At 32.6% G+C, this 12,946-nt stretch carries 16 protein-coding genes, 2 tRNA genes and 1 pseudogene; 8 read left to right on the forward strand and 11 right to left on the reverse strand.

Annotated elements, in window-relative coordinates; translation table 11 throughout:
* Nucleotides 1-88 precede the first annotated feature (88 nt).
* Genes hisS through N2712_01285 form a run of 3 tightly spaced genes read right to left on the reverse strand, consistent with a single transcriptional unit; the run spans nucleotide 89 to nucleotide 3,559 of the window.
* Nucleotides 89-1,342, reverse strand: coding sequence for a histidine--tRNA ligase (gene hisS, locus N2712_01275; GenBank protein ID MCX8028613.1), 1,254 nt, complete (start codon nucleotides 1,340-1,342; stop codon nucleotides 89-91).
* 52 nt (nucleotides 1,343-1,394) lie between these two features.
* Nucleotides 1,395-1,817 carry a hypothetical protein gene (locus N2712_01280; protein ID MCX8028614.1) on the reverse strand — a complete coding sequence of 141 codons (423 nt, stop codon included), beginning with the start codon at nucleotides 1,815-1,817 and terminating at the stop codon, nucleotides 1,395-1,397.
* A complete protein-coding gene (locus N2712_01285; GenBank protein MCX8028615.1) occupies nucleotides 1,814-3,559 on the reverse strand; it encodes a hypothetical protein in 1,746 nt (581 codons plus the stop codon). The genes N2712_01280 and N2712_01285 overlap by 4 nt, the downstream gene beginning before the upstream one ends.
* A 321-nt stretch (nucleotides 3,560-3,880) precedes the next feature.
* Here N2712_01285 and N2712_01290 point away from each other — a divergent pair.
* From N2712_01290 to secG, 3 genes are all read left to right on the forward strand, one after another.
* Nucleotides 3,881-3,952 (forward strand) — tRNA-Gln (locus N2712_01290).
* A 5-nt stretch (nucleotides 3,953-3,957) separates the two neighbouring features.
* Nucleotides 3,958-4,030 (forward strand) — tRNA-Arg (locus N2712_01295).
* A gap of 14 nt (nucleotides 4,031-4,044) precedes the next feature.
* Nucleotides 4,045-4,395, forward strand: coding sequence for a preprotein translocase subunit SecG (secG, locus tag N2712_01300; GenBank protein ID MCX8028616.1), 351 nt, complete (start codon nucleotides 4,045-4,047; stop codon nucleotides 4,393-4,395).
* Here the strand turns inward: secG and N2712_01305 are convergent.
* From N2712_01305 to N2712_01315, 3 genes are all read right to left on the reverse strand, one after another.
* Nucleotides 4,382-6,253: a hypothetical protein gene (locus N2712_01305; GenBank protein ID MCX8028617.1), complete on the reverse strand. Its 1,872-nt coding sequence runs from the start codon at nucleotides 6,251-6,253 to the stop codon at nucleotides 4,382-4,384. The genes secG and N2712_01305 overlap by 14 nt on opposite strands.
* Nucleotides 6,240-6,929 (reverse strand): septal ring lytic transglycosylase RlpA family protein, encoded by a 690-nt coding sequence (locus N2712_01310; protein MCX8028618.1) that lies wholly within the window; start codon nucleotides 6,927-6,929, stop codon nucleotides 6,240-6,242. The genes N2712_01305 and N2712_01310 overlap by 14 nt, the downstream gene beginning before the upstream one ends.
* A gap of 693 nt (nucleotides 6,930-7,622) precedes the next feature.
* Complete coding sequence (locus tag N2712_01315; protein MCX8028619.1) at nucleotides 7,623-7,748, reverse strand: hypothetical protein; 126 nt, start codon at nucleotides 7,746-7,748, stop codon at nucleotides 7,623-7,625.
* 98 nt (nucleotides 7,749-7,846) lie between these two features.
* Here N2712_01315 and N2712_01320 point away from each other — a divergent pair, with 98 nt between their 5' ends.
* On the forward strand, nucleotides 7,847-8,620 hold the full coding sequence (locus N2712_01320; GenBank protein MCX8028620.1) for a hypothetical protein: 774 nt from the start codon (nucleotides 7,847-7,849) through the stop codon (nucleotides 8,618-8,620).
* Between the two features lies 1 nt (nucleotide 8,621).
* Nucleotides 8,622-9,389, forward strand: a complete 768-nt coding sequence (locus N2712_01325) for a ParA family protein (protein ID MCX8028621.1) — start codon at nucleotides 8,622-8,624, stop codon at nucleotides 9,387-9,389.
* A 14-nt stretch (nucleotides 9,390-9,403) separates the two neighbouring features.
* On the opposite strand, the gene N2712_01330 is transcribed toward N2712_01325, so the two are convergent.
* The 3 genes from N2712_01330 to N2712_01340 form a co-directional block, all read right to left on the reverse strand.
* Nucleotides 9,404-9,892, reverse strand: a complete 489-nt coding sequence (locus N2712_01330; GenBank protein MCX8028622.1) for a tetratricopeptide repeat protein — start codon at nucleotides 9,890-9,892, stop codon at nucleotides 9,404-9,406.
* A 224-nt stretch (nucleotides 9,893-10,116) separates the two neighbouring features.
* The gene (locus N2712_01335) at nucleotides 10,117-10,242 is read right to left on the reverse strand and encodes a hypothetical protein (GenBank protein MCX8028623.1); all 126 of its coding nucleotides are present in this window, start codon (nucleotides 10,240-10,242) and stop codon (nucleotides 10,117-10,119) included.
* A gap of 197 nt (nucleotides 10,243-10,439) precedes the next feature.
* A complete protein-coding gene (locus N2712_01340; protein ID MCX8028624.1) occupies nucleotides 10,440-11,063 on the reverse strand; it encodes a GNAT family N-acetyltransferase in 624 nt (207 codons plus the stop codon).
* A 241-nt stretch (nucleotides 11,064-11,304) separates the two neighbouring features.
* On the opposite strand from N2712_01340, the gene N2712_01345 reads away from it, so the two are divergent.
* Complete coding sequence (locus tag N2712_01345) at nucleotides 11,305-11,577, forward strand: gamma-glutamylcyclotransferase (GenBank protein MCX8028625.1); 273 nt, start codon at nucleotides 11,305-11,307, stop codon at nucleotides 11,575-11,577.
* A gap of 85 nt (nucleotides 11,578-11,662) precedes the next feature.
* Here N2712_01345 and N2712_01350 read toward each other — a convergent pair.
* A pseudogene (locus N2712_01350) lies at nucleotides 11,663-11,761 on the reverse strand (hypothetical protein).
* 58 nt (nucleotides 11,762-11,819) lie between these two features.
* Between N2712_01350 and N2712_01355 the strand changes: the two are divergent.
* Both N2712_01355 and N2712_01360 read left to right on the forward strand, forming a co-directional pair.
* Complete coding sequence (locus tag N2712_01355) at nucleotides 11,820-12,149, forward strand: STAS domain-containing protein (protein ID MCX8028626.1); 330 nt, start codon at nucleotides 11,820-11,822, stop codon at nucleotides 12,147-12,149.
* Nucleotides 12,146-12,532 carry a hypothetical protein gene (locus tag N2712_01360; GenBank protein ID MCX8028627.1) on the forward strand — a complete coding sequence of 129 codons (387 nt, stop codon included), beginning with the start codon at nucleotides 12,146-12,148 and terminating at the stop codon, nucleotides 12,530-12,532. The genes N2712_01355 and N2712_01360 overlap by 4 nt, the downstream gene beginning before the upstream one ends.
* Before the next feature lies 1 nt (nucleotide 12,533).
* On the opposite strand, the gene N2712_01365 is transcribed toward N2712_01360, so the two are convergent.
* Nucleotides 12,534-12,946 (reverse strand): hypothetical protein (locus tag N2712_01365; protein MCX8028628.1); only part of this gene is annotated, 413 nt, incomplete at its 5' end.

The raw sequence follows: 12,946 nt of genomic DNA on the forward strand, positions 1-12,946 counted from the left end.
AAATCTTTTCCACAATTAATAATCAATCAAACTTCACAAATTCTACAATCCCCAAGTTATCTAAGAAGTCAACTCCATAGCATGACCACTATTGAAATATTAAACCAAATATTTCGTCAATTTGAGATGAAAATTGTTCTCCCGTTCTCATATTTTTTACAGAAACTCTATTATATCTTACTTCTTCTTCACCTATAATTACTGTAAATGCAACACCAATTTTATCCGCTATCTTGAATTGCTTACCTATTCCACCTGCATAAGAGAGTAAATGCGTCCTGATACCCTTTTCTCGAAATATTCTAGCAACTTTTATAGCAAACTCTAGTTCATTCCTAGACACACTAACAACAGCAACAGATAAATCTTTTTTTGGTTCTACATTATCCTTCAGTGCTAATATCGTCCTTTCTACTCCTAGAGCAAAACCAAATCCTGGTGTCTTTGGTCCACCAAACTCTGAAACTAAGTTATTATATCTACCACCACCGGCAATAGCATTCTGAGCCCCTATACCCTTATACCTAACCTCAAAAACATTCCTAGTATAGTAGTCAAGCCCTCTAACTAGATTACTATCCATCTGAAATGGTATATTATGGGCAGAAACCAATCTAATAAGCTCATCAAAATGATATTGACAAACATTACATAGATTATCCTTTACTTTAGGAGCATCTTTAAGCATCAATTGACAACTATGATTTTTACAATCAAAAACCCTTAGAATATTCTTCTTTCTTCTTTCTTTACAGTCATCACAAAATTCTTCGTAGTGTAAATCAAAAAAACTCTGTAACTTCACTCTATAGCTAGGATTACAAACCTCACATCCTACACTATTTAAAATGATTTCAACCCTGTGATATATACCTACTTCCACCAAAAAATCCCACAAAAGCGACATAACTTCAAAGTCAATTATTGGATCATCAACTCCAAACCACTCAACACCTACCTGATGGAATTGTCTTAACCTTCCTGCTTGAGGACGTTCTGCTCTAAACATAGGTCCTGAATAGAAAAGCTTATGATACTTTGGATCATTAAGAAAATTATTTTCCAAAAATGCTCTAACAACACAAGCAGTACCCTCAGGCCTCATCGTTACATTCCTACCACCTCTGTCATCAAAAGAAAACATTTCCTTTCTGACAATATCACTAGCTTCACCTATACCTCTAACAAAAAGCTCAGTTCTCTCAAGTATTGGTAGTTTTATCTCTTCAAAACCGTATATTTTTGCATACTTTCTAAATGTGTTTTCTACAACTTCAAAGTAGTATAAGTCATCTCCATAAATATCAGAAAATCCTCTTAACCTCGAGTATTGTGCTTCCATATGTAAGAAATTATAATTTTCACACCTACTCAATTACACTTTGAGATAATTATCAATCTTTTATATATACAACCTCAAACCTAACTCTTTTGTTATCAACAGCATCCTTAATTGCTAGCTCACTAACAGATAACTGAGATTTCCCCGTCTTGACCTCAATAAATACTATTTCTTTCACACTATTGCCATTCTGATCACTATAACCATCAAAAACTATATAGTCAACTGGAGTACCTATAAACCTAGCATCAGATAAGTTATAGCTAAAAAACGGCATAAGCGGAAATAACTGTTCCGAAACTCTACCTTTTATAACCGATCTAGAGAAATTAAGTGCCCTTTTACGCTCTTCTTTGATTATTTTATCTATATCTCTATAAAACCTAAACCTTGATAGTATATAACCTATCAACGCTCCAAATAAAGCCATTACTATTCCATAAATTATGAAAAGAGCTAAAACTTCTAGATTCATAATCCTCTATTAGCCTTTGATAACATTATCTTACTTTTTTCAATATCTCCAAGAGATTTGTATATATTATACGCATTCAAGTACACATCCTTGCTAAACTTTTTCTCTTTTTCCATCAACAATATAGCCTTCTCAATATTTTCCTTAGCCAAATTTAACTCTCCTAACTTGCTGTATATATAAGCCAAAGTATCAAGATAATGGTAATTTTCATCCAAAACTAAAGAAAACTTGGATAGAAGCAAAGCTTTTTTAAAATCTTTACCTTGAACCGCTAAAACAAAAGCAAGCGAATTCATTACATCCGGATTATACCTATCCTCATCCAGTAAGTTGTTTAAAATCTTCTCTGACTTAGAATAATTTCCTCTGAAAAAGTGTATAGTCGCTAAAAGAAGTCTATAATAAAATGAAGATCTATCCCTAATACTATCGATAACTTTTTTAGCATTATCAAAATCTCTAAGTTCAATAAAAACTTGGGACAATATAATCTTATCAACATCAGAACCATCCTTTATGATATCTCCTACTATACTTTTTGCCTTTGAAAGAGCCTTTTTATAGTCTCCAATTTCAATATACAAAGCAGGAATTTTAACTTTTGCTTCTAAAACCCTATTTTCTATGCTTTTTAGAAGTTTCAAAGCCTTAACATACTCCCTGAGTTCAAAATAACTCAAAGCAAGTATGTACCTTAGACTTGTATCCAAATCGTGTCTTTTATCAAGAACTTCTATAACCTTATGGTAGAGTTTCTTAGAGTAAAAGTCAATAGCCATTTTCTCAGTCGACTTAATATGAACAAAAGAATTTTTAGGTAAATTTAAACCAACATGAATAAAAACAGGATCAACTGGTTCATCCTTATAACTTGTAAAAAACTTCTTAAGGTAATCTTCAAGTAAATTCTTATTGGTAAAAACCATCTTAGCAAGCAATACAAACTCTTTATCAATATCATCCTTATATTTATCAAGAAAAGACAAAATCTTATCTTGACCTTCAGATCTAATAATCATTAGTTTTAAATACATCTCTGGATCTATAATTTCTCCTCGATTATTATCCGAATTAAATATAACCCAAGCTTTATCAAACTCCATCATCTGGTAGTATATACTACCTACTATATACCTAACTTCAACCGAATTGTAGTTATAAATAACACTCTGAAGTATGGGATCAAAATCTCTATAATCTTGAAGATAAACTTTTGACATCAGAGACAAGTAGTAAATTTCCGAGAATTCATCATTTCCAAACCTAGTAGTAATACTGGGAATATACTCATACTTCCTTAAAGAGAAAAGATATTTCACAAGAGTGTATATACCTATTTGATTTGAAGGGCTCACTGAAAGTAGTCTAAACAAACTTTCCTCAGAGATATTCCCAATACCTAATTCACTTGAAACTTTAAGTATTTCCTCGAATACTTTCTCGCTATAAACATTTCTACTATCAAGTATTTCCAGATATCTCTGAAGTGTATTAGAGACAAAAGTAACTGTGGTTTTTCTATTAGCATACATTTCGCTCAGGTAGAATACAGACTTAACATAAAAGTAATCGGGAATATCTGAAGTTTTCATTATGATGCCATCAATCATCCGAAAAGCTCTAGTATAATCTCCCCTATCATAAGCTTTCATCGATTCAATGTATAAACTCTGCAATTCATCCGAATAACACAAACTTGACGCAACAATAAATATGATCAAAACATAAAAAAATCTCAAGTTCTCTCCCCTACGAAATATTATAAATATAACATCAGATAAAATAGAAAAAAGTTAAAACAAAAGAATAATCTAAAGCTCCACTAAAAAATCATCAATTCAACAATATTATCTTATCCTCAAATCCATTCATTCAACTTTTCTAGATTATCCCATAATATCTAATTCTACTTTTAACGAATTAGAATAAAGTAAAAATAAAAACTCTAAAACTAACAAAAACTACATTCCGAAGAAAAACTCAGAAAACTATTAGCATAAAGATAGTAGATAATATTTTTGACAAATCTTAACACGTAGTAGTATAATTAGTATTACTATTGCGAGGTCGTCTAATTGGCAGGACATGGGACTTTGGATCCCACAGTGGAGGTTCGAGTCCTCCCCTCGCAGAATATGGGCCTATAGCTCAGGTGGATAGAGCACCGGTTTCCTAAACCGGTTGGGCTGGTTCGAGTCCAGCTAGGCCCAAGGGAGTAATCAAAATGGTAATTGTGACAATTTTATCAGTTTTTTTTGTGTTGAATGCTATACTTTTAATAGTAGTAGTACTACTTCAAAATCGAGGTGGTGCAGAGATAGGTATATTCGGAGGAAGTAACTTACTTAATCCATTTGGATCAAGGGCAGGAGATATATTATCTAACATAACTAGAGTATTAGGCATAACCTTTATGTTATTAGCTTTTCTTATCTCTTTCGCAATATCAAAATCAACGATCAAAACACCTATCCAAAAACCCCAATCTGTAGAACAACTACCACAACAAATCCCTCAACAAAGCATTCCAGGGTCTATACCTCAAATACCTCAATCACCTACTACAAACCAATGATCCTATAAAAACCACCTTGGCTTCCATCATAAAACGGTAGGAAGATATTAATCTTATCCGAAATCAGCATTTTAGTATCATTCCAAAACAAATGCGAACTAAAAGTAAAATCCAGGGGTTGGTTTCTAAAAACATTATTCATATCAAACTCTAAAAGCCTAACTCTCCCGCTAATCCCAACACTCTCAACAATACAGATAAAAATTCTCCCATTATGCGAAACACCATCCAAATCTCTAAAACCATCGTTAGATATAAAAACATAGTTAGTCAACAACGAAAAGTTTGACAAAACTAAAACATCAATTCTATTACTACTACCTAAAACAACGTAATTGATATTGCTAGAACTAAGCATCATAATCTCATCAACACTATATCCAAGATTTGTTAAAAAAACAAGCGCAGAGTTACTAAAAACTAATATATTTTGATCTTTGCAAACAGAATAGCTTAAAAATCTACTAGGGTATCTATCTGCCCCCACTAAGCTACTACCCACAATATTAGTATTAAAGTTGGTTGTCTTGTTAGATATATCAGTTATAGTAAGAAAATTACTTTGATTGAGTCTAATCAAATAAGTCTTGTTACTAAAAACCACCAACTCAAAATCTCTTATACTAGGTATACTCAAAGATTGATAGTAATTCGTTATATCCAAATTCGTCCTAATAATAAGGTTGTTATCATTTCTTATGTAACCCAGGATCATATTTTTACCATCATACACTAACCTTACTTTACCACTTTCAAGTATATTAAGAGAACTCTGTCTTACCCTTTCTTTCAGAAAATTGTTATCCTCTCTCGAAACAAAGAAAGATGAAAAGTTATTGTCAGTAAACAAAAGGTATATCTTATTCGATATAAATTCACCGTTGACAAAATAGTAATTTTTACCTGTTTCCATCAAAAGTCTACTAGAAGTGAAATTAACAACTAAAACAGGAATAATTATTTCTGAAGAAACATTTCCAGCAACATCGCTACTCCAAAATGAAAAATAGTTAGTGCCATTATCCAGACTATAAGTATTTATTAACAAAACATTCGTCCCGTTAGTTACAAAATAACAATTAGTAAAGGTACTATAAGCCACAAAAACTCTTGAAGCATTAGTATCAAAAACAAAAACTGGAATACTAAAATAATTACCGTAAACATAAGAATTTGTCCTCAATAACACTTTCAAGTAAGGAGGAGTTATATCAAAAATAAAGCTTTTTATATTAGTTATTTGATCAACTATAACATACAAATAATTAGTTATATACTCTCCAAAACTATTAAGATTTAATGGTACCATTAAGTTTCTAACAGAATTCGTTGAAAAATATTCAAATCCATTTGTATATACCTTCATTAACGAATAATTCGTTGAGGTAAAATATACTGAAAACTCAAAATCAGTATTAGTTATTAGAAGAGAAGCAGGTTGAACAAAAACTTCAAATCTGTTAGAAATATAGAATACATACTCCTTCTGATGTGAAAAATTTTTTAAAGCATCTGAAGCATAAACCTTTATTGTAAAAGGACCATTCGTCAAATCAAATGTATTAAGTTCAAAGATCCATTCACTCTGGTTTGTAAATACTATATTCGTACCCCAAAAACTCAAATAAGTTGTACTTTGACTATCATCTAAAGTCTTACCAACAAAAACAACTCTGTTGCTTATAGTTGAGTAAGGAACAGGAAATATCAAACTAACAAAAGGCGGTAATGTATCTATAAAGTATTTTTGATTAGTTACTAAAGAAATTTCCTGTTTTAACACATCAAATCTAAAATTACAGCTTACTATAAAAACTATAAAAACAATAAAACACCATAATAACTTATTTTTCAACATAAGTCGAAACAAAATAAGTATCATATCCTTTCTGTTTAAGTGTGTCTCTAATCTTAACAGCTGTATCTTTGTCAGAATAATCTCCGACTCTAACTCTATTAAATATTATATTACCTACAACTTTTTCTGTTATGTATGAATTATTAAAACCATCCCTTTTAAGCCTTTCCAACATATTCTGAGCTAAAATTCTATTAGTGAATGCGCCTACTTGAACAGCAAACTCGTACGCTTTCTTTGTATCGAAAGAGTAGTATTCACCTATCATCTTACTATACTCATCCTCTGAAAAAACTCCACTACCTAGTCTGACTATTTTTATCCTAGCGAAAATAACTCCATCCTTTATCATATCAAGATCTTGAGCAGCTCTTTTTGAAATATCAAGTATTCTACCTTCAACAAAAGGTCCCCTATCATTAACCATAACTACGACTGTTTTGCCATTTTTCGTATTCATAACCTCAAGAATAGTACCAAAAGGCAATGTTCTACTAGCACAAGTATATTTGTTAGGATCAAAAATAACACCACTAGAGGTCTTCCTGTTAGCAAATTCTTCACCATAATACGATATATTACCATATATGTACTCTTCTTGCCCAAACACATTGCACTCGAACATCACGAAAGAAACAATAACTAGAAAAAATCTCACAAAAATAATTCCTACCATACAACCAATAATAAAGAAACAATAACCTTGATTTCAATCAATCAAACCTTAGAAATTTATTATCGAACTTGATAAACTTAGCTAAACTTTTCTGGATCCACAACCTTTTTCGAGTGTCTAAAAAATTTTTGTGTCTAGTTAGATAAACATAACTAAATTTTATTAATCAAAATCTACTAAAAACTACGCCCTAAATATATCTCTCAATACCAAAACACTTTGGTGCATCAATTAGTTTCTGGAAACCCCCAGGGTTTTTTGCAGCATCTGAAGTTTCCATCAATAAATTCCAGAATTTGAGAGTCATTTGGGTATATTTAATACTCAGAAACTGAAATAGAAATAGGTTCTTTGAATATCTCAACATATAAGCCTGGCAGCACAACTCGAGGAAGAAAGAGATCCCTCGTTAAGTAAATGGTGAGACCAAATAGTAGAACACTCACTCTCTCAAAAACACACCTTGCTTTCCGTGATAGAGAAAGTGTATTGAGAGTATGATGCACAATCTTGCAAAGATATAGAAAGAAGGACAGGAGCAAATTCATGGCAATAATCTAGATAATAGCAAAATTGAATGCTAAGGTGTGGTCGTGCAACCTCAATCTCTTTGTATTCATTACAAGTTATATACACCCTACCCATCACTGTACCGTCTATCTTGCCTCTTTGAGGATAGTGTGAGTAGGTCTATCATCTGATGGAAGTCAATCCTTTCGAGTATATTCTCTTCTGATCTTCTACTATCTTCCCCGGGTCTTTAATGTTAATAAGTCGCCACACTCCTATGTTCTCTAGATACCTGTTAAGGTATTCCACTATTTTCTCCTCATTGGAATACTCTCCGAATATATGATAAACTTAATCAATCTCGTTTATAATTAAACATACATGCTTTGACGAAAATAAGGTTAAGTATGAAAAACTTAAATGTCCTCACAGCCTTCATATTTAGTATAACATTTCTACGCCTAACTGAGCAACCATGTCTCGCTCAACAGGAAAGTATCCCCTCTAAGATACTAAAACTTAGAGAAGAAACAGAGAAAGGTATAAGCTATTTCATCTCAAAGGATTTCAATAGCAGTATTACTACATTGTCAAATTCCATACTTTTAGCAGATGAGATAATCTTATCACTTTCCGACGAAACAACTTCACCTAAAACTGAAACAGACTCTATCGCTCTACCTGACGCTATCACTAAAGATGATAAAAGTATAATCGTAACAACAGTTAGGAAATCTACAACCGAGGCGATAAAATTCTATATCGTAGGTAAGATAGATAAAAGTATAGAGAAAATAAACACCATAAAGAGTATATCAAAATCCGTAACTGAAGAGGCATACAAGTCAATAAGAGAAATAGAATATAAAAAGTCTTTGGAAGAGAAGCTATCATCAGTAGAAAAATTGCGAGAGTTTGAAAAAGAACTTATCAGTAAATCAAAAGATGAAAAACCTAGATTCGTCTATATCACCAACCTGATAACAAAAACAAAATTTGTAACAAATGTAATTACAAGATACCAAACTACCATGAAGAATGTAGAACAAGATAAGAATGCCCCAATACTGTTAGTAATTACAGGTACAGTAGGATTTGTAGCACTTTTTACCATTCTAATTATCACAATCCAAAAGATTAGAATCAAAAAGAGAATTAAAGACATCTCGGAAATTATGTAATATGGCTAGGATAATAGCAGTATCTAATAGAAAAGGAGGAACAGGTAAAACAACAACAGCGGTAAACTTAGCCTCAGGACTCGCTATATTCAAAAAAGCGAAAGTATTACTGGTAGACGCCGATCCTCAGTCCAATGCTACAATATCATTAGGTTTCTCACAAAACATCCAACCATCTTTGATGGATCTAATGTTGAACCGGACAAGCCTTGAGAGTATAGTATATAAAACTAAAGTAGAAAATTTATTCATTATCCCATCTAATACTAACTTATCAAAAATTGAACCCTTCCTTTTCCACCAGAATCAGGGAGAGTATCTGTTGAAAAATCATCTATATAGGATTGAAAAAAATTTCGACTTTATAGTAATAGACTGTCCACCAAATATCGGTATGATGGGCTTAAACTCACTAATCTGTGCTAAAGAAGTTCTAATACCTCTTAAAAAAGAGTTTCTTTCAATCGAAGCAACAAATCAATTCCTTAACATTCTCTCAAAAATAATAGAAAAAAAGAATCCTAAACTAATAGTAGACGGAATATTATTCACATTCACAACGAAGGACCCCAATACAGTACAGTCAGAATATATCTATTTTGGACCCGTAAATGTTAGAAAACTCAAAACTGAGATTAGATACGACCCAACTTTATCTGAAGCACCAAAATACGGAAAACCTATATTCCTCTTCCTCCCATCATCAAAAGGCGCACAGGATTATATGTCACTCATCGAAGAAATATTCGGTACCACAACTACAAAGTAATCATTTACAACGATTTACTTCAATGTAGATATCCTTCTAAGACTCTCCCTAATCTCCACGTTTTCAGGGTCAAGACTACTAGCATCCTCCAAAAGCCGTCTAGCACCAGAGTAATCCTCTTCATCCAACAGTTCCATAGCTCTTGAATAAAGCTCTTTAGCCTTACGTTTGTTTATATCACTCTTATTTGAATCTTTCTGTTGTTCTAAGTTAATGTCATGAGAACCTTCTTTTAACTTAAACTCATTAGTAGAAGAGTTAGTTGCAAAATCCCTCATGGAAGAAAAAGCTTCCCTTATCTCAAACTCAATAATTTCCCTTACCATACTTCCAACAATAGTCCTCATCTCCTGCTTCATAACAGTAAATGTCTCACCTCTTAAAGTGTCGACAAAAGCTTCCTTTATAACTTCACTCACTATCATGAAAATATCGGCTCTTGCTTGGGCAATCAAATTACTCACCACAAATCTTATGTTCTCTTTCATTCTATCCCTGTCCAACCCAGCCCCCATCTGGAATGCTGCAGAAGGTTGTGTTGTAGAAGATTGTTGCGATGAAGAAGGTGTTTCTACTGGTACTTGTCTCTTCTTACTACCACCTATCTTATCATAAAGCTTCTTTGCTTGCTCATAATTAGGTTAGCAGAACATAAGGTTATATAATACACCTTACCCATCACTGTACCGTCTATCCTGCCTCTTTGAGGATAGTATGAATAGGTCTATCATCTGATGGAAGTCAATCCTTTCGAGTATATTCTCTTCTGATCTTCTACTATCTTCCCCGGGTCTTTAATGTTAATAAGCCGCCACACTCCTATGTTCTCTAGATACCTGTTAAGGTATTCCACTATTTTCTCCTCCTCTTGTAAAAGAAAAGAGAAAGAAAATAGAGAAGCAAGAGATGTAATATACTAAAAATATCCATTCCCATAACCTTAAACTATCTTATGAAGCATCTCTCAAAAAATTTTAGAATTTATTAATTCAGAACAAAGTTAGGCTTATAAGACTAATTTTTCAAACATCTAATCATCCCAACTCAACATCAAATTTCTATCTCTTTCTCCATTCTATAAAAACAAAAAGTATGTGTATTAATCTTTACTGACTTGGTCTGTGCTACTATCTTGAAACCCTCACTTTCATAGAGTCTTAAAGCAACACCATTCTCAACACCTACATCTAAAACGACTTTATTGCACCTTAATAATTTGGCATAGCTTGAAACATATTTTAGCATTTCTCTCCCTAAACCTCTTCCTCTATACTCTAGAAGAACAGATATGTTGCTTAAGTATATACTTTCTTTAGGTATAGGAAGAAGAAGAGAAGAAGATTTGAAGAGTAACGGTATCTTTGGAAATATTCTCGGTCCCATACAAGAAAGGATTTTAAGTCCCATCCTCAAACCCTTGACGAAAAAATCCTTTTGGGGAAACAAAATCATCACTCCGACAATTTGCTCTCTTTCAATAGCAACCCATGTGTTTTCATAACTGTAAAGGTTTCCTCTGGCAAGAAACAAATTCCTTATAACATTTCTCATATCATTTTCAAATAGAACCTCAAAAAGCTCTTGGGAGCTGATAATAATAAGTTCAGAAACCTTATAACTAATCTCAAGTAAAGTATTCCTTGAAAAATCACTACATCTTACAATATCAGGCACGGAAGTAATTATCTAGACAATATAAATCTACATTCAAGAATAACTATCATACTCACCAAATCTACAAAACAGTAAAAGTTTAAAAGCAATCTAACTACTTATTAAAACTTTCAAACATGATTGAAAGGATTTTTGTCTTTGGGACAATTAGAAAAGATCAACCTAGACACTACCTTCTAGGTAATGCAAAGTTTATTGATCACGCAATTCTTGAAGGGTTTGAACTATATTAATCTATAATATGTTCCCTGGAATTGTTGAAGGCAATGGTAAAGTCATCGGAGAGATCTATGAATTACCTGAAGATGATTTATATAAACTTGATGAAGCAGAAGATGCAGTGAGTATAAAAAACATTGAAATAAGCTTGCCAAGAAGAGTTAAAGTCAAAGTTAAAACACAAAGTGGTCAGACTTTAGATGCGTGGTGTTATATATTTATCCAGGATATTGAAGACTCTCAAAAAATACCTTCTGGTAACTGGGTTGAATTCTCAAAAAGCATTAACCAATAACCTTCTTTTTGAACTCATTCACTAGTAGATCATGCTTTCTCTGATACTCCTCAACACTTTCAACATCCTTACCGAATTCACTAAGGAAGTACATCTTAACTTTAGGTTCAGTTCCAGAAGGTCTAACTATTATCTTACTGCCACCTTCAAGATTAAGGATTACCACATTTGATACTGGCAAGTCAGTTTTGTAATCTTCCTTAAATCCTTTGATAAAATCTTCGTAAGTTAGGAAGTTTATTATGGAGAAGAAGCTATCTATTGAGTTATCCGATAAAGAAAAATTCATTCTCATAAAGGCTAAAGGAAGTATAAATTCCTACACTTACGATGACTTTCAAAAACAACTATACGATGCTATTGAAAAAAAGAGTGTCTGTATTGACTTAAGCGAGGTTGATATCCTTTTATCTGCTGGGCTCAGAACCATAATGTATGACATTGATAAAGGAGAAGAAAAAGGTTTTAAGGTGTTCATCCTATCACCATCATCAGTAGCACTTGAAGCAATCAATTCAACGGATTTCAAGAATATGTTCAACATTGTATTCTCACTATCAGATGTAAAATGAAGTTTCTTATAGAAATACGCAACAATAAAAAAGGGATATTCTTGATAAATGAACTTATAGACAGATTGAGATTTGATCTGCCAATAAAAGATAAACTTAAAGTAATACTTACCGAGATAATTGAGAATATTTCACATCATTCAAATACAGACAAGACAACAATAAGCATACGGGAGTATAAAAGTAAGAAGGTAAGCATATTGATCTTATTTAAGTCAAACGATTTTGAGATAGTCACCCAAAAAATACAAGACCCAAAGGTATATTTCAATTATTCAGAGAAAAGATACAGAGAGCTTGGTGTAATTATGTATCACAACTTATCATCGTTAGTTATGTATAAATTTAGTAATGGACTTGTTAGGATACTCGTATTACTATAACCTAATAGTCAATTCTTACTTCAGCAGGGAAGGATTTTCTTATAACATTACCAACAAACTCAAACTCTCCTTGAACTACATAAATTCCTTTCTCTGCCAGCTCCCCGTCGCTCTTCTTGAGATCCCAAACGATTGACTTAAACTCAAGTGGTTTTCCACTTGCTATCTTACCATCCTTAGTAAGTTTTATGTTAGCACTTTCCTTAAATTCCCTAATAATACTACCATCCCTTTCTGATACTACAACAATCCTATATGAGATGACATTACTTACATCCCTAAAGGAACTCACTGTTAGCTTATCGGTAGGCAATGTGATAACCTGCTTATCAGGAATGAGTATTATGTTCCTTGGATCAGCACTTATTATTATATTCTTCTCAACCTTTTCCGAGACATTACCAACATCATCAT

The organism is Brevinematales bacterium, from assembly GCA_026415355.1.
GTDB lineage: Bacteria > Spirochaetota > Brevinematia > DTOW01 > DTOW01 > SKYB106.

Coding starts and splice junctions, on each gene's coding strand:
- hisS (MCX8028613.1), bottom strand. CDS start 1,342: ATGGAAGCACAATACTCGAGGTTAAGAGGATTTTCTGATATTTATGGA.
- N2712_01280 (MCX8028614.1), bottom strand. CDS start 1,817: ATGAATCTAGAAGTTTTAGCTCTTTTCATAATTTATGGAATAGTAATG.
- secG (MCX8028616.1), top strand. CDS start 4,045: ATGGTAATTGTGACAATTTTATCAGTTTTTTTTGTGTTGAATGCTATA.
- N2712_01305 (MCX8028617.1), bottom strand. CDS start 6,253: ATGTTGAAAAATAAGTTATTATGGTGTTTTATTGTTTTTATAGTTTTT.
- N2712_01310 (MCX8028618.1), bottom strand. CDS start 6,929: ATGGTAGGAATTATTTTTGTGAGATTTTTTCTAGTTATTGTTTCTTTC.
- N2712_01320 (MCX8028620.1), top strand. CDS start 7,847: ATGAAAAACTTAAATGTCCTCACAGCCTTCATATTTAGTATAACATTT.
- N2712_01325 (MCX8028621.1), top strand. CDS start 8,622: ATGGCTAGGATAATAGCAGTATCTAATAGAAAAGGAGGAACAGGTAAA.
- N2712_01345 (MCX8028625.1), top strand. CDS start 11,305: ATGTTCCCTGGAATTGTTGAAGGCAATGGTAAAGTCATCGGAGAGATC.
- N2712_01355 (MCX8028626.1), top strand. CDS start 11,820: ATGGAGAAGAAGCTATCTATTGAGTTATCCGATAAAGAAAAATTCATT.
- N2712_01360 (MCX8028627.1), top strand. CDS start 12,146: ATGAAGTTTCTTATAGAAATACGCAACAATAAAAAAGGGATATTCTTG.